This window comes from Stenotrophomonas sp. YJH_SMC_79 (assembly GCF_059367995.1).
Genome location: NZ_JCAFRK010000003.1, coordinates 885,451 through 900,025, shown reverse-complemented (window position 1 = coordinate 900,025; position 14,575 = coordinate 885,451). Strand labels below are relative to the sequence as shown.

Here is a 14,575-nt window from a genome sequence, read left to right as displayed (position 1 = left end):
CGAAGAAGCCCATGCCGCACGCCCACGACCACGACCACTGCAACCACCTGCCCGGCGAAGCCTGCTCCGCCGACCACGACAGCCCGCCGCGGCTGGTGCCGCCACCGCTGTCGTTGTACGTGCACCTGCCGTGGTGCGTGCGCAAATGCCCGTACTGCGATTTCAATTCGCACCAGGCCAAGGGCGAGCTGCCGTTCGATGCCTACATCGATGCACTGCTGCGCGACCTGGACCAGGACCTGCCGCTGGTCTGGGGCCGGGTGGTGCACAGCGTGTTCTTCGGTGGCGGGACGCCCAGCCTGTTCCCGCCGGAAGCGATCGACCGCTTCCTGCAGCAGGCCAGCGCGCGCCTGCGTTTCGCGCCCAATGCCGAGATCACCCTGGAAACCAACCCGGGCACCGCCGAGCATGGCCGCTTCGACCGCTATCGCGCGGCCGGCGTGAACCGCCTCAGCTTCGGCATCCAGAGCTTCGACGACGCGATGCTCAAGCGCCTGGGCCGCATCCACGACAGTGGCGAAGCCGAGCGCGCGGTGAAGATGGCGCAGGACGCGGGTTACGACAACTTCAACATCGACCTGATGTACGCGCTGCCGGAACAGACTCTGGCCGGTGCCGAGGCCGACCTGGAACGTGCATTCGCGCTGCAGCCGGCGCACATCTCGCACTACCAGCTGACCCTGGAACCGAACACGGTGTTCTTCGCGCGGCCGCCGCAGGGCATTCCCGATGAAGACAACGCCTGGGACATGCAGGAACACTGCCAGGCCCTGCTGGCGCAGGCCGGTTTCGGCCAGTACGAAGTCAGCGCCTATGCGCGCCCCGGCCGGCAGAGCGCGCACAACCTGAACTACTGGCGTTTCGGCGATTACCTGGGCATCGGTGCCGGCGCGCACGGCAAGATCAGCTCGGGCGCCGAGGAACACGTGCTGCGCCGCTGGAAGCTGAAGCACCCGCAGGCCTACCTGGACAGCGCCGGCACTCCGGCCTCGTTCGGTGGCGACGACGTGATCGCAGCCGAACGCCTGCCGTTCGAGTACATGCTGAACCTGCTGCGCCTGCACGAAGGTTTCAGCCTGCGCGATTTCGAGTCGCGTACCGGGCTGCCGCGCAGCATGCTGGACGCCCCCTTGGCCGAGGCCGTCCAGCGCGGCTGGCTGCAGCTGGCGGATGGCCATGTGCAGCCGACCGAGCTGGGCCGCCGCTTCACCAACGACGTGGTGAGCCTGTTCCTGGAGGAATAAGCCTTCCGCCGCAAGGGGTAGTGCCGGCCGCTGGCCGGCAATCCGGTGCGGATCGCGTTGCCGGCCAGCGGCCGGCACTACCGCGCATCGGGGCCATGCCCTGCAGATGCATTTCACGTTCAGCCTAAAGTAGCGCCGACATCGGCCGACACGGTAGATTCACCAGATCGATCCGCGGGAATCCGGGTACCGCTCGCAGATGTCAGCTGTCTTTTCCCCAACCCCTGCCGACAAGGCCCGCCTGGCTGCGGCCGACCTGCCGCCGCGGGTACGCGAACTGCTGGGCGCGTTGATCGGCCTCTGCCGGCAGACCCTGGCCGCGCCTCTGATCCTGACCGTTGAAGCGCTGGAACAAGCGCTGCTGCACGACGCGGATCGCGCGCGCAATCCCATGCAGCAGGCGGACCTGATGGCCCAGCGCGGCCAGCTGCATGCCTTCGCCGGCCATTTCCCCGATCGCATGCTCGATGCAGTCGCCGAATCCCTGTCACGCCTGCGTGACCCTGCGGCGGCGCCGCCGGCGCTTTCCACGCCACCACCGCTGCCCGGCATGCTGGGCCTGTCCCTGGTCGCCGAACACGATGTCGACCGCGATCTGCTGCTGACCGAGATGGTGCGGCGCGAAACCCTGCGTTCAACCAACTCGCTGAACCTGCTGGGCCAGCGGTTGGGCGTACTCGCCGCTGCGCCGGCATTCGAGACCGACGCCCTGCCCCTTGCACCGCAGTCCTTGTGTGCAATGGTGCGCAGGCTGGCCGAACAGGACAGTCTCAGCACCGAAGTGCAGCTGGCGCTGTACCGCAGCTTCGAACGCCAGGTGCTGGAGCGCCTGGGCGATGTACTCGACCGCGCCAATGCCCTGCTGTCCCAGCAGGGCGTCCTGCCCGGGCTGGTCTACACCCCTTACCTGGCACGTTCGGCGAGCACGCGGCGCATCATCACCCAGTCGGTGGGTGGTGGCCGCGCGACGCAGCCCGCCAAACGTACCGCAGCGCCGCTGACCGGCTGGAACGGGCCGGCCCCCTCCGGCTCGTGGTCGAACCTGCTGCAGGATGCGGTCAGCGACAGTGGTACCGTCGGCTCGGCCATCCCTGGGCTGACCACTTCCGCCGGCAGCGCCCTGCACGAACTGCTGCAGCAGGCCCGGCAGGCCAGCGCAGCGCCCGCGCAGAGCGTCGCCGTGCCCAGCGCCGCCGTGGATGCCGTACTCGCGCGACTGCAGGCCCAGTCCAGCGCCGCCACCGGCGTTGCCGATCTGCAGGCGGCCGTTGTCGCCCAGCTCCGCAGCGAACATGGCGCACAGGCACAGCTCGGCAGCCATGACCGTGACAACCTCGACCTGCTGCGCCTGCTGATGCAGCAGGTGCAGCAGCAACAACGCCCAGACCCGGTGCCGGCGGCCCTGCTGGCACGCCTGCAGGTGCCACTGGCGCGCGCCGCCATGGCTGATCCCGGCTTCTTCGTGCGTGACGAGCACCCCGCCCGCGAACTGCTAAACCAGGTCGCCGAAGCCGGCGCCAGCTGGCTGGGCGATGATGATGTCGATCCGCAGCTGCTGCAGCGCATGGCGCAGAGCGTGCAGGGCCTGCTGGGCCAGGACGTCCGTACCCCGGAAGCCTTCGCCACCGCCAGCGAGGACGTGCAGCAGCACCAGCGTGCGGCGGTTCATCGCGCCGAGCTGGCCGAACGCCGCCACGTCGAAGCCGCGCGCGGCAAGGAACGCCTGGAACTGGCCCGGCGCCAGGCCAATGCACAGATCGACCAGTGCTGTGATGCGCAGGCACCGCCACGCTTCGTGCAGACGCTGCTGCGCCAGGCATGGGCCGATGCCCTCACCCTGACCCGCCTGCGCCACGGCGATGATTCACCGCAATGGCAGGAACGCCTGCAACAGACCCAGCGCATTGCAGCGGTGACCGCGCAGGCCGTGGATGCCCCCGGTGGCACCGATGCCGCACTGGCCGCCGATGTGGAAGCCGCGCTGGTGCAGGTGGGCTACCACGCCGAGGAAGCCGCTGCGGTCGCGCGCAGGCTGGCCACGCCCGGCGGCGAGGATGACAGCACCTCGCGTACCGAACTCAGTGCGCGCCTGAAGGCGCGCGCACGGCTGGGAGAACAGGCCGGGCCCACCACCACGGCACCGTCCAGCCCGCGCAACGCCGCCGAGGAAGCCGCTTACCAGCAGCTGTCCGCGCTGCCGTTCGGCAGCTGGTTCGACATCGACAATGGCGATGGCACGCTGCGCCGCCAGCGCCTGTCCTGGTACAGCCTGCTGACCGGCCATGCCCTGTTCGTCAATCCGCGCGGACAGAAGATCGCCGATACCGACCTGGATACGCTGGCCCGGCAGCTCAGCGCGGGCCGCGCGCAGCTGGTCACCGAAGACAAGGGGCGACTGGTTGATCGCGCCTGGCAGGCCAGCCTCGACGCACTGCGCGCACTGGCCGACGGCCACGCCGGGGAGACATCCGCATGAACACCCAACCGCCCCAGGACACCCGTCGCGCACCACGCCGGCAGGTCTCGGACCTGGTACCGGTCACCGACCAGATGCGCGACTGCGTGGTGGGTCGCCTTGGCAACGTGTCCGAAACCGGCATGCTGATGCTGGCCAGCACGCCATTGCGCGAGGACGCGCTGTACCAGCTGCGTTTCCCATTGCCGATGGGCGACGGCCGTCAGGAGGCCATCGACGTGGGCGTGCACCTGCTGTGGAGCGAGCCTGCGCACGCCCCTGGGCAGAGCTGGACCGGCTTCCGCTTCCTTACCCTGTCACGCGAACATCGGCAGCTGCTGCGGCAGTGGGTGGGTGAGGACAGCGACGAGGGGCCGGTTTCGACGGCCTGAGTGCCGGTTCCAGCACAGCGGTTTCTTGCGGTATGCGGCAGAATCTAGGGCCGTTTTCCGTGTCGAGCCACCGCAATGATCCAGCAAGACCCCGGCGTCCTGTATTCCGACCACCTGGCCGTGCTGTGCCGACGCGCCGAACAGGCGCTGGCCCGCGGCGGCTTCGACCACCTGGTGGTGCCCAGCGGCACCCTGCATTACCAGGTGTTCGACGATCGGGACTACCCGTACGCGGTAAATCCTCAGTTCAAGGCGTGGCTGCCGCTCACCCGCGTGCCCAACAGCTGGATCGTGTTCACCCCGGGCAAGCGCCCGGCGGTGATCTTCCACCAGCCCTTCGATTACTGGCACGTGGTGCCGGACGCGCCCAGCGGCTGGTGGGTGGAGCACTTCGACATCCACATCATCCGCAAGCCCGAAGAGGCGCTGGCCCTGCTGCCGGCCGACCCGTCGCGCTGCGCCATCCTCGGCGAGCCGCAGAGCGCGCTGGGCAACTACGTGCCGAACAACCCGGCGCCGGTGGTGAACTACCTGGAATGGCACCGCGGCAGCAAGACACCGTATGAAATCGCACTGATGCGCCAGGCGCAGGTGCTGGGCGTGCGCGGCCACCGCGCCGCCGAAGCCGCGTTCCGCAATGGCGCCGACGAATTCAGCATCCACATGGCGTACTGCCAGGCCGTCGGCCAGGATGCCAACGAACTGCCCTACGGCAACATCGTGGCCCTGAACGAACATGCCGCCGTGCTGCATTACACCGAGCTGGGCCGCAAGGCACCGCAGCCGCTGCGCAGCTTCCTGATCGATGCCGGCGCCAGCGCGCACGGCTACGCCAGCGACATCACCCGCACGTACGCTGCGCACGGCCACGACGAATTCGCCGCGATGATCGCCGCCGTCGATGCCGCCCAGCAGCAGATGTGCGCCGCAGTACGCCCGGGCTTCGACTACAAGCAGCTGCACGTGGATGCGCACCTGTCGCTGATGGGCGTTCTGAAGGACTTCGGCGTCATCAAGGTCTCGCCGCAGACCGCGCTGGAAACCGGCGTCAGCGCCGCGTTCTTCCCGCACGGCATCGGCCACCTGATCGGTCTGCAGGTGCACGACGTGGCCGGCTTCGCGGCCAGCGACGAAGGCGGCCGCATCGAGCGCCCGGCCGGCCACCCGTACCTGCGCCTGACCCGCGTGCTGGAACCGGGCATGGTGGTGACCATCGAGCCGGGCCTGTACTTCATCGACATGCTGCTGAACGAAGTGAAGGATGCCGGCCATGGCGATGCGATCAACTGGGACCGCGTGGACTTCTTCCGCCCGTATGGCGGCATCCGCATCGAAGACGAAGTGCTGTGCACTGATGGCGAGGCTGACAACCTGACGCGGCCGGAGTTTGCTGCGGCGAACGGCTGAGCCCCTCGTGGTTGGCCGCTGAATTCAGAAGCCGCGGTTTGCCGGGCGGGGTGGGTTTGCAGGACACGCCGTAAACCCATCCATGGGGGCTCGATGGCGCCATCCATGGCGCCAACGGTCCTGCAAACCCACCCCGCCCGGCCTTTGACAGTTTCCTGCGCGCGTCCAACCACGGAAAAGAAAAAGAAAATCAAAAGCGGGTCGCTCGCTGCGCTCGCTCTGTGTCGACCAAGGTCGACACCTACCAACAGCCGCAATTGCCAGTAGATCCACGCCATGCGTGGATGATTCATTCGATATCTCACAGATGTGCCGACCAACGGTCGGCACCCACCAACAGCCGCGTGAACCTGTCGAAGGCTGGGCACTGTGGGTTTGCGGGGTGTGAGCGGCTTGGATGCCGCGACCAAGCCCCCATGGGTGAGGGCGCTTTGCTTGCGAAGCACTGCTTCGCAAGCGCCCGAACGCACAGCCGCCAGCGGCTGGGCCGGACTGGGGGTTTACGGCGTCCCCGCAAACCCACAGTGCCCCGCCATCCCACGGAATGCCCGCTGTTGCTGTTGCCCTGGCTTGAAGCAGGTGCAGGGCTGCAAGCCCTGCCGAACCCCCTTACCCCGCCATCACCGCTTCGATCTCGTCGGCGCTGCGCGCCAGGCCTTCGGTCAGCACCCGATGCCCATCGTCGGTGATCAGCACATCATCCTCGGTACGGATGCCGATACCGCGCCAGCGCGGTTCCACCGTCGTGTCGTCCACCGCGATGTACAGCCCCGGCTCGATGGTGAACGCCATGCCCGGCTCCAGCAGGCGCGAATCGCCCGCCAGGCGATAGTCGCCCACGTCATGCACGTCCAGCCCGATCCAGTGCCCGGTCTTGTGCCGGTAGAAGCGCTGGTACAGGCCCTCGGCCAGGTTCTTTTCCAGCGTGCCCTTCAGCAGGCCCAGGCGCAGCAGGCCCTCGGTCAGGGTCTGCACCGCCGCGAGGTGACCGGCCTCGTACGGCACGCCCGGCCTGGCCTGGGCCAGTGCAGCGGCCTGCGCGTCGCCAACCAGATCGTGCAGCGCACGCTGCTCGGCGCTGAAGCGGCCATTCACCGGGAAGGTGCGGGTGATGTCGCTGGCGTAGCCGCGGAACTCGGCACCGGCATCGATCAGCACCAGCTCGCCATCGCGCGAACGCGCGTTGTTGTCGCGGTAATGCAGGATGCAGCCGTTGCGGCCGGCGCCGACGATGCTGCAGTACGCTGGCACGGCATCGTTGGCGCGGAACACGCGCTCCAGCTCGGCCTGCAGTTCGTACTCGTGGATGCCCGCCTTCGCTGCATGCATCGCGGCCAGGTGCGCACGCACGCTGATCTGTGCGGCGCGGTGCATCAACGCGACTTCCGCGCCGGACTTGAACAGGCGCTGCTCGTGCAGCAGGTGGCCCAGTTCCAGGAACTCATGCGGTGGCTGCGCACCATGGCGCACCTGCGAACGCACGCGGTTGACCCAGCCGATCAGTTTCAGGTCGAAGTCGGCATCGCGGCCGAAGTGGTAGTAGACGCGCGAGCGCCCTTCCAGCAGGCCCGGCAGGATGTCGTCCAGATCGTCGATGGGGTAGGCATCGTCCATGCCGAACTGCGCTACCGCGCCTTCCTGGCCGGCACGGCTGCCGTCCCAGGCCTCGCGTTCGGCATCCCGCTCGCGGCAGAACAGGATGGCCTCGCCGTGGCGGCGGCCCGGGATCAGCACCAGCACCGCTTCCGGCTCCGGGAAGCCGCTGAGGTACTGGAAGTCCGAATCCTGCCGGAACGGATAATGGGTATCGAGGCTGCGCACCTTCTCGGCCGCGGCCGGCAGCACCAGGATCGCGTCCTCGCCGGCCATGTCCATCAGCTGGCGGCGGCGACGCTTGTACTCGCCGGCCGCAATGCCGGTGCGCTGCTTGATGTCCATCAGTTCAGGCGCTGCCGATGGCGCGAGGCCAGCACCACGTCGCCGTGCAGCAGCAGCACCGCCACGCGGATGAATTCCTCGATCTCCGACAGGGCTTCATCATCATCATCGCCACCGGCCTCGAAATCGTCGCTGGAGGCGCGGGCCAGGCTGGCCATGTCGGTCAGCGCTTCTTCGCCTTCCTCGGACAGGGCCGGGCGGCGGCCGCCGCTGCCCAGGCCGAAGCCGCCCAGGAACGAGCGGGTCCAGCTGAACATGGCGTCGGCCTGCGCGGACACGTCGTCGGTGTCGGTCAGCAGCAGTTCGAAGGCGAAGTCGCGGTCTTCCAGCTGCTTGATGGTGACCTGCAGCAGCTGCGCCAGCACGCTGTCGTCGGCCACCGGCGGCAGGTTGTCGTCGGCCAGCACGCGCGCCGGCCAGTCGTTGCCGGCGGCGCCGCCAGCGGCCAGCCAGCCGCACAGCGCGCCATGAAGCTCGGCAGCGGTGGCGCCCAGGCCCAGTTCGTGGCTGGCGCGGGTAACGTCGTCGACGGAGGGAAGTTCGGTCATCGTGCGGCTCGTTCGGATAAGGAAACCCGGGACGCGCACGCGCGCGCCCGTGAGACTCGGTAGTGTAGCAACCCGACGGCATCCTCTCCGCAGCCGTCCAGCCTTGCTGCGACAACGCTTGACCGCCCTTACCCGGCTTGCCTATCGTGCCCGCATGGAACCCGCCGATCCCCTTGCCCAGCTGCAGGACTTCGCCGCCCGCGTGGAAGCGTTGCTTGAACGCAACCAGCGCCTGGCCGAGGAGAACCGCAGCCTGCGCCACCAGCAGGAACAGCTGGTGGCCGAGCGCTCGACGCTGCTGGCCAAGAATGAGCAGGCACGCTCGCGGGTGGAAGCAATGATCAGCCGGCTCAAATCCCTGGAGCAGCACACATGAGCGCCGAACCGGTCAGTGTCCGCATCCTCGATCGTGAATACACGGTGGGCGTCGGCGGCGACGAACGCGACAGCCTGATGGCCGCCGCGCGCCTGCTGGATGCGCGCATGCGCGAGATCCGTGGCAGCAACCGCATGGCCGCCGTCGACCGCGTCGCCGTGCTGGCCGCGCTGAACCTGGCCCACGAACTGCAGCTGCTGCGCGACGAGAACGCCCGCCAGGCCGTGGCGCTGCAGCAGACGCTGGCCGACCTGAACCGGCGCCTGGACCGCGCGATCGACGGCACCCCATAGAAAAAGGGGACGGAGGGAATCAAGGCGCATTCGCCCCTTCCGTGCTGGAAACGCCTTGATTCCCTCCGTCCCCTTTTCGCGTATCTGAATTGGCACGGACTGTTGCCGACGAACGGCCTATCCAGATCCTGCGCGCTGGCTATAATGGCCACGCGTTCTCTGCGGTACTCGACGGCATGTGCAAACATTCGCCTTGTCCCTTAAGAACGACACCGGGAGCGCGACAGCGCCGGGAGTGCAGGTCCGCCTTGTAGCGGGAAGCCCGATGGTTCTCCAGCGTTCCCACTTGAGCCCCCGGGTTCAAGGTCGTTTCGCATGCATCGACATTGCGGAGAATGCAATATTCCAGCAAGGGCGGCGTCTTCGGGCGTCGCCCTTGTTCTTTCCGGCACAATGACGGCTGATCCTTGCCGCACGCTGCCATGACCGACCCGCGCCAGGCCCTGCGCCACGACCTGCGGCAACGCCGCCGCGACCTTTCCGCCGCTGAGCGCATCGCCGCCGCCGAATCGCTTGCCGATGCCCTGCTGACCCTGCCGTTCGCCCCGCGCGAAGGCGCCGTGGCCGGCTACTGGGCGCTGGATGGCGAAATCGCCCTGCACCGCTGGCAGCTGCAGCTGCCCGAAGGACTCACCTACTGCCTGCCGGTGCTGGCCGACGACGTGCTGCGCTTCGCACCGTGGCGGCCCGGGCAGCCGCTGACCAGCAACCGCTACGGCATTCCCGAGCCGGACGTGGCGCTGGAAGACACCCTGGAACCGGCGCAGATGGCGCTGGTGGTGACCCCGCTGGTGGGTTTCGACACGCAGTGCCGGCGGCTGGGCATGGGGGGCGGCTGGTATGATCGCAGCTTCGCCTTCCGCCACGACCGGCCGGCGCCGCCCTGGCTGGTCGGTGCTGCGTTCGCGGTGCAGCAGGTCGAGTCCTTGCCGGTGGCGTCGTGGGACGTGCCGGTGGATGCGATCTGCACCGAAGACGGCACCTTGTTCCCCTCCGCTGCCCCCGTGAACGCATGACCGCCCGCAAGCGCTACTGGCTGATGAAGTCCGAACCGGACGCCTTCTCCATCGATGACCTGGCCAAGGTCAAGGTCGAACCCTGGAACGGGGTGCGCAACTACCGGGCGCGCAATTTCATGCGCGATGGCATGCAGGTGGGTGACGGCATCCTGTTCTACCATTCCAATACCAAGGTGCCGGGCATCGTTGGCCTGGCCACCGTGGCCAGCCCGGCCTACCCCGACGACACCCAGTTCGACCCGACATCCGACTACCACGACCCCAAGAGCACGCGCGAGAACCCGCGCTGGATGCTGGTGGACGTGGGCTTCGACCGCAAGCTCAAGCAGGTGATCGCGCTGGACGAGATCAAGCTGCACGCCGAAGAACTCGGCGAGGGCTTCCCGCTGGTTGCCAAGGGCAACCGCCTGTCGGTGTTCCCGGTGACCGCCGCGCAGTGGAAGCTGCTGCTGTCGCTGGAAAAGAAATCCTGATTCCCTGCCTGAGAGTTCTCCCATGTCCGAAGCCAAGCGCCTGGCCGCCGAGAAAGCCATCGAGTACGTTGAAGACGGCATGATCGTCGGTGTCGGCACCGGTTCCACCGTGGCCTATTTCATCGATGCCCTGGCCCGCATCCAGCACCGCATCAAGGGCGCCGTGTCCAGCTCCGAGCAGAGCACCGCACGCCTGAAGCAGCACGGCATCGAAGTGATCGAGCTGAACCACAGCGGCAACCTGTCGCTGTACGTGGACGGCGCCGATGAGTGCGACGCCAACAAGTGCCTGATCAAGGGCGGCGGCGCCGCGCTGACCCGCGAGAAGATCATCGCCGAGGCCAGCGAGCGCTTCATCTGCATCGTCGACCCGAGCAAGCAGGTGCCGGTGCTGGGCAAATTCCCGCTGCCGGTGGAAGTGATCCCGATGGCACGCAGCCTGGTCGCCCGCCAGATCCGCGACATGACCGGCGGCCAGCCGACCTGGCGCGAAGGCGTGGTCACCGACAACGGCAACCAGATCCTGGACATCCACAACCTGCAGATCACCGATCCGGAAAAGCTGGAGCGCGAGCTCAACCAGCTGCCGGGCGTGGTCTGCGTCGGCCTGTTCGCGCGCCGCCGTGCCGATGTGGTGATCGTCGGTGGCGAGCCGCCGGTCGTGCTCTGACCCTTTCGAAGGATCCTGACGATGTCGCTGTTGCGTTCGCTGCTGATGCTCCCGCTGCTGGCCCTGGCCGGCTGCGCCACCGATGCGGCCCGCCACTGGGTCGAACTGGATGGCGCCCGCTACCAGGTCGAGCTGGCCACCAACGATGAAACCCGCGCGCGCGGGTTGATGTTCCGCGACCAGATGGCCGCCGACCACGGCATGCTGTTCATCCACGACCGCGAGGAAATGCAGGCGTACTGGATGAAGAACACCAGGATCGCGCTGGACATCCTGTACTTCGACAGCGAGCGCAGGCTGGTCAGCCAGCAGCGCGACGTTCCGCCGTGCTCGGCCGGCGACATGTGCCCGCCGTATCCCAGCGGTGGTCCGGCCCGGTACGTGCTGGAGCTCAATGCAGGCCAGGCCGAGAAGCTCAAGCTGAAGGACGGCACCGCGCTGACCTTCGGCCCGGGCATCGAAAAATAGGGGTAGTGCCGGCCGCTGGCCGGCAATCCAACCCGACCGGGGTCAGATCCCTTTCGCAGGCGAAAGGGATCTGACCCCTGAATTTTTCACGCGACACTGCTTGAAACCGCCTGCGAATGACGCCAGTCTGTGGTCATGCAGGACCGGATCACACTCCCCGACTGGGATGCACTGGCCGACCTCGAAGACGAGGCGCTGCCCTTGTTGCCGACCGCGCTGCTGATCGCGCGCGATGAATACCCCGATCTGCAGCCGTCCACCTACGACGCGCTGATCCAGAGCCATGTGGACCACCTCCGCTCGGAAGTGGAGAGCATCGACAACAGCCCATTGAAGATGGCGGCGATCAACCGCCACCTGTTCGACGAGCTGGGCTACAGCGGCGACCACGACGAGTATTACGACCCGCGCAACAGCTACCTCAACCAGGTGTTCGAGCGCCGCCTGGGCAACCCGATCTCGTTGGCGCTGGTGCAGATGGAAGTCGCGCGCCGGCTGGGGATCCCGCTGGATGGCGTGTCCTTCCCCGGCCACTTCCTGGTGCGCCTGCCAGTGGACGACGGCGTGCTGGTGATGGACCCGTTCAACGGTGGCCGCCCGTTGGACGTGGACGAACTGCGCGAGCGGGCCAAGTCACACCTGGGTGGGCAGATGCCCGACGACCAGGTGCTGGCGCAGATCCTCGACCCGGCCCCGGCACGCGCCATCCTCATGCGCATGCTGCGCAACCTGCATGGTGTCTACGCCGAAGCCGGTGAATGGGACCGTGCCGCGCGCAGCGCCGACCGCCTGTTGAAGCTGGCACCCGAACAGGACGACGCCCTGCGCGACCGCGGCCTTGCGTACCTGCAGCTGGAGTACCTGGCCGGTGCCCGTCACGACCTAGGGCAGTATCTGAAGCGCAACCCGGAAGCCAGCGATGCGCAGTGGCTGCGTGAGAAGCTGATCGACCTCGGCGGGCCGGTACCGCGGCTGCATTGAGGGTGTGGGTGTGTGGACCAACGGTCCACACCCACCGGATGGGCCGGGTGGCCCACCAATCAATCGACCTCGACCATCTCGAAATCGGCCTTGGTCACGCCACAGTCGGGGCAGGTCCAGGTCTCGGGAATGTCCTCCCAGCGCGTCCCGGGCTCAATACCCTCTTCCGGCAAGCCTTCCGCTTCGCTGTAAAGAAAGCCGCAGACCACGCACATCCAGGTTCGCAGGGTGGTGGGGGTGGCGTCGCTCATCGGATAATCGGGGCTGGATTCACGGGCCGCCATTGTCCCATTGCGGCCCACGCACCGGTAGCCATCGATGACTTCTGCTTCCCCGGCGCCCCGCGGCGTCTACCTGATCACCCCGGATGAGCCCGATACCGCACGCCTGCTGGCCCGTACCGCGCCGCTGCTGGCCGCCGGCGCCACCTGGCTGCAGTACCGCAACAAGACCGCCAGCGATGCACTGCGGCAGGAGCAGGCGATCGCGCTGCAGGCGCTGTGCGCACACTACGGCGTACCGCTGATCATCAACGATGCCCCCGCGCTGGCCCATGCGGTGGGCGCAGCCGGCGTGCACCTGGGCGGCACCGACGGTGACATCCCCAGCGCGCGCGCCCTGCTCGGTACCGAGGCCATCATCGGCGCCTCCTGCTACGACCAGCTGGCCAATGCCGAGAAGGCCGTGGCGGCCGGCGCCAGCTATGTGGCCTTCGGCGCGTTCTTCCCGACCACCACCAAGATCACCACCAGCCGCGCCCATACCGACCTGCTGCGGCAAAGCGCCGCACTGGGCGTGCCGCGGGTGGCGATCGGCGGGCTGACGCCGGACAATGTCGGTCCCATCATCGACGCCGGCGCCGATCTGGTGGCCGTGGTCAGCGGTATCTATGCCGCACCAGACCCGGTCGCGACCCAGCGCGCCTACCTCGCCCAGTTCGCGTAATGCCCAGGAAAGCCCCATGAACCACGACCAGTCCCACGCCCTGTTCTCCCGTGCCCAGCAGCTGCTGCCGGGCGGCGTCAATTCGCCGGTACGTGCGTTCAAGTCGGTTGGCGGCGAACCGTTCTTCGTCGAGCGCGCCGACGGCGCCTACCTGTACGACGTCGACGGCAACCGCTATATCGATTACGTCGGTTCGTGGGGCCCGATGATCGTCGGCCACAACCACACGGCGGTGCGCCAGGCGGTGAAGAAGGCGATCGACAATGGCCTGTCGTTCGGTGCGCCGTGCGCGGCGGAAGTGACCATGGCCGAAACCATCACCCGCCTGGTGCCGTCGTGCGAGATGGTGCGCATGGTCAACTCCGGCACCGAGGCCACGCTGTCCGCGATCCGCCTGGCCCGCGGTGCGACCGGCCGCAACCGCATCGTCAAGTTCGAGGGCTGCTACCACGGCCACGGTGACTCGTTCCTGGTCAAGGCAGGCAGCGGCATGCTGACCCTGGGCGTACCGACCTCGCCGGGCGTGCCCGCCGGCCTGAGCGAACTGACCCTGACCCTGCCCTACAACGACTTCGAAGCCGCCACTGCGCTGTTCGAGCAGCAGGGTGACGACATCGCCGGCCTGATCATCGAACCGGTGGTCGGCAACGCCAACTGCATTCCGCCGCGCGACGGTTATCTGCAGCATCTGCGCGAACTGTGCACGAAGCATGGCGCGCTGCTGATCTTCGACGAAGTGATGACCGGCTTCCGCGTCGCCCTCGGTGGTGCACAGGCGCACTACGGCATCACCCCGGACCTGACCACCTTCGGCAAGATCATCGGCGGCGGCATGCCGGTGGGTGCCTACGGCGGTCGCCGCGAGCTGATGCAGCAGATCGCACCGGCCGGCCCGATCTACCAGGCCGGCACGCTGAGCGGCAATCCGGTGGCGATGGCCGCCGGCCTGGCAATGCTGGAGCTGATCCAGCAGCCGGGTTTCCATGCCGACCTCGCCGAGCGCACCGCGCGCTTGTGCGCCGGCCTGGAAGCGGCCGCCGCCGACGCCGGCGTGGCCGTGACCACCACCTGCGTGGGTGCGATGTTCGGGCTGTTCTTCACCAGTGAGAAGGTGGAGACCTATGCGCAGGCCACCGCCTGCGACATCCCGGCATTCAACCGCTTCTTCCACGCCATGCTGGACCAGGGCGTGTTCCTGGCACCGTCGGCGTACGAGGCCGGCTTCCTGTCCAGCGCGCACGACGATGCGGTGATCGAAGCGACGCTGGCCGCCGCCCGCGTGGCGTTCAAGGCCGCCAAGGGCTGATCGCAAAAAGGGGACGGAGGGGATTAAGTCGTTTGTGCACAAACGACTTAATCCCCTCCG

The 14,575-nt window shown here is 67.7% G+C and carries 16 protein-coding genes and 1 other RNA gene; 14 read left to right on the top strand and 3 right to left on the bottom strand.

Annotated features, from left to right (window positions below; genetic code table 11):
* Positions 1 to 11: 11 nt before the first annotated feature.
* The 4 genes from hemW (at position 12) to pepQ (ending at position 5,498) form a co-directional block, all read left to right on the top strand.
* Positions 12 to 1,244, top strand: coding sequence for a radical SAM family heme chaperone HemW (gene hemW, locus AC5P57_RS15150; RefSeq protein ID WP_099552962.1), 1,233 nt, complete (start codon positions 12 to 14; stop codon positions 1,242 to 1,244).
* Positions 1,245 to 1,443: 199 nt separating this feature from the next.
* On the top strand, positions 1,444 to 3,720 hold the full coding sequence (locus AC5P57_RS15145; RefSeq protein ID WP_099552961.1) for a DUF1631 family protein: 2,277 nt from the start codon (positions 1,444 to 1,446) through the stop codon (positions 3,718 to 3,720).
* A complete protein-coding gene (locus AC5P57_RS15140; protein WP_049426705.1) occupies positions 3,717 to 4,091 on the top strand; it encodes a PilZ domain-containing protein in 375 nt (124 codons plus the stop codon). The genes AC5P57_RS15145 and AC5P57_RS15140 overlap by 4 nt, the downstream gene beginning before the upstream one ends.
* Before the next feature lie 75 nt (positions 4,092 to 4,166).
* Positions 4,167 to 5,498 (top strand): Xaa-Pro dipeptidase, encoded by a 1,332-nt coding sequence (pepQ, locus tag AC5P57_RS15135; protein ID WP_099552960.1) that lies wholly within the window; start codon positions 4,167 to 4,169, stop codon positions 5,496 to 5,498.
* 609 nt (positions 5,499 to 6,107) lie between these two features.
* Here pepQ and AC5P57_RS15130 read toward each other — a convergent pair.
* Both AC5P57_RS15130 and AC5P57_RS15125 read right to left on the bottom strand, forming a co-directional pair.
* Positions 6,108 to 7,430: an aminopeptidase P N-terminal domain-containing protein gene (locus tag AC5P57_RS15130; RefSeq protein ID WP_099552987.1), complete on the bottom strand. Its 1,323-nt coding sequence runs from the start codon at positions 7,428 to 7,430 to the stop codon at positions 6,108 to 6,110.
* A 5-nt stretch (positions 7,431 to 7,435) separates the two neighbouring features.
* Complete coding sequence (locus AC5P57_RS15125) at positions 7,436 to 7,984, bottom strand: UPF0149 family protein (RefSeq protein WP_099552959.1); 549 nt, start codon at positions 7,982 to 7,984, stop codon at positions 7,436 to 7,438.
* 154 nt (positions 7,985 to 8,138) lie between these two features.
* Between AC5P57_RS15125 and AC5P57_RS15120 the strand changes: the two genes are divergently transcribed.
* The 8 genes from AC5P57_RS15120 to AC5P57_RS15085 all read left to right on the top strand — a co-directional run bounded on the left by AC5P57_RS15120 (position 8,139) and on the right by AC5P57_RS15085 (position 12,264).
* Positions 8,139 to 8,360, top strand: a complete 222-nt coding sequence (locus tag AC5P57_RS15120) for a TIGR02449 family protein (protein ID WP_005410898.1) — start codon at positions 8,139 to 8,141, stop codon at positions 8,358 to 8,360.
* Positions 8,357 to 8,653 (top strand): cell division protein ZapA, encoded by a 297-nt coding sequence (locus AC5P57_RS15115; RefSeq protein WP_005410899.1) that lies wholly within the window; start codon positions 8,357 to 8,359, stop codon positions 8,651 to 8,653. Before AC5P57_RS15120 ends, AC5P57_RS15115 begins: the two co-directional genes overlap by 4 nt.
* A 153-nt stretch (positions 8,654 to 8,806) precedes the next feature.
* Positions 8,807 to 8,992, top strand: a non-coding RNA gene (gene ssrS, locus AC5P57_RS15110) — 6S RNA.
* A gap of 83 nt (positions 8,993 to 9,075) precedes the next feature.
* Complete coding sequence (locus AC5P57_RS15105) at positions 9,076 to 9,669, top strand: 5-formyltetrahydrofolate cyclo-ligase (protein WP_099552958.1); 594 nt, start codon at positions 9,076 to 9,078, stop codon at positions 9,667 to 9,669.
* The gene (locus tag AC5P57_RS15100) at positions 9,666 to 10,145 is read left to right on the top strand and encodes an EVE domain-containing protein (RefSeq protein ID WP_495219646.1); all 480 of its coding nucleotides are present in this window, start codon (positions 9,666 to 9,668) and stop codon (positions 10,143 to 10,145) included. The genes AC5P57_RS15105 and AC5P57_RS15100 overlap by 4 nt, the downstream gene beginning before the upstream one ends.
* Before the next feature lie 22 nt (positions 10,146 to 10,167).
* Complete coding sequence (rpiA, locus tag AC5P57_RS15095; RefSeq protein ID WP_006389802.1) at positions 10,168 to 10,815, top strand: ribose-5-phosphate isomerase RpiA; 648 nt, start codon at positions 10,168 to 10,170, stop codon at positions 10,813 to 10,815.
* 21 nt (positions 10,816 to 10,836) lie between these two features.
* Positions 10,837 to 11,283, top strand: a complete 447-nt coding sequence (locus AC5P57_RS15090; protein WP_099552956.1) for a DUF192 domain-containing protein — start codon at positions 10,837 to 10,839, stop codon at positions 11,281 to 11,283.
* A gap of 135 nt (positions 11,284 to 11,418) precedes the next feature.
* Positions 11,419 to 12,264, top strand: coding sequence for a SirB1 family protein (locus tag AC5P57_RS15085; RefSeq protein ID WP_005410904.1), 846 nt, complete (start codon positions 11,419 to 11,421; stop codon positions 12,262 to 12,264).
* A gap of 59 nt (positions 12,265 to 12,323) precedes the next feature.
* Here AC5P57_RS15085 and AC5P57_RS15080 read toward each other — a convergent pair whose 3' ends face one another.
* Entirely contained in the window at positions 12,324 to 12,548 is a 225-nt protein-coding gene (locus tag AC5P57_RS15080; protein WP_080354805.1) for a rubredoxin, read from the bottom strand.
* A gap of 34 nt (positions 12,549 to 12,582) precedes the next feature.
* Between AC5P57_RS15080 and thiE the strand changes: the two genes are divergently transcribed.
* Positions 12,583 to 13,209, top strand: coding sequence for a thiamine phosphate synthase (gene thiE / locus AC5P57_RS15075; protein WP_099552955.1), 627 nt, complete (start codon positions 12,583 to 12,585; stop codon positions 13,207 to 13,209).
* Positions 13,210 to 13,225: 16 nt separating this feature from the next.
* Positions 13,226 to 14,515 (top strand): glutamate-1-semialdehyde 2,1-aminomutase, encoded by a 1,290-nt coding sequence (hemL, locus tag AC5P57_RS15070; protein ID WP_099552954.1) that lies wholly within the window; start codon positions 13,226 to 13,228, stop codon positions 14,513 to 14,515.
* Positions 14,516 to 14,575 lie beyond the last annotated feature (60 nt).

Bases quoted from the DNA above. Each gene is read 5' to 3' on its own strand.
- AC5P57_RS15115 (WP_005410899.1), top strand. From the start codon at position 8,357: ATGAGCGCCGAACCGGTCAGTGTCCGCATCCTCGATCGTGAATACACG.
- AC5P57_RS15085 (WP_005410904.1), top strand. From the start codon at position 11,419: ATGCAGGACCGGATCACACTCCCCGACTGGGATGCACTGGCCGACCTC.
- thiE (WP_099552955.1), top strand. From the start codon at position 12,583: ATGACTTCTGCTTCCCCGGCGCCCCGCGGCGTCTACCTGATCACCCCG.
- hemW (WP_099552962.1), top strand. From the start codon at position 12: ATGCCGCACGCCCACGACCACGACCACTGCAACCACCTGCCCGGCGAA.
- AC5P57_RS15145 (WP_099552961.1), top strand. From the start codon at position 1,444: ATGTCAGCTGTCTTTTCCCCAACCCCTGCCGACAAGGCCCGCCTGGCT.
- AC5P57_RS15120 (WP_005410898.1), top strand. From the start codon at position 8,139: ATGGAACCCGCCGATCCCCTTGCCCAGCTGCAGGACTTCGCCGCCCGC.
- AC5P57_RS15140 (WP_049426705.1), top strand. From the start codon at position 3,717: ATGAACACCCAACCGCCCCAGGACACCCGTCGCGCACCACGCCGGCAG.
- AC5P57_RS15100 (WP_495219646.1), top strand. From the start codon at position 9,666: ATGACCGCCCGCAAGCGCTACTGGCTGATGAAGTCCGAACCGGACGCC.
- pepQ (WP_099552960.1), top strand. From the start codon at position 4,167: ATGATCCAGCAAGACCCCGGCGTCCTGTATTCCGACCACCTGGCCGTG.
- AC5P57_RS15105 (WP_099552958.1), top strand. From the start codon at position 9,076: ATGACCGACCCGCGCCAGGCCCTGCGCCACGACCTGCGGCAACGCCGC.
- AC5P57_RS15080 (WP_080354805.1), bottom strand. From the start codon at position 12,548: ATGGCGGCCCGTGAATCCAGCCCCGATTATCCGATGAGCGACGCCACC.
- AC5P57_RS15125 (WP_099552959.1), bottom strand. From the start codon at position 7,984: ATGACCGAACTTCCCTCCGTCGACGACGTTACCCGCGCCAGCCACGAA.
- rpiA (WP_006389802.1), top strand. From the start codon at position 10,168: ATGTCCGAAGCCAAGCGCCTGGCCGCCGAGAAAGCCATCGAGTACGTT.
- hemL (WP_099552954.1), top strand. From the start codon at position 13,226: ATGAACCACGACCAGTCCCACGCCCTGTTCTCCCGTGCCCAGCAGCTG.
- AC5P57_RS15090 (WP_099552956.1), top strand. From the start codon at position 10,837: ATGTCGCTGTTGCGTTCGCTGCTGATGCTCCCGCTGCTGGCCCTGGCC.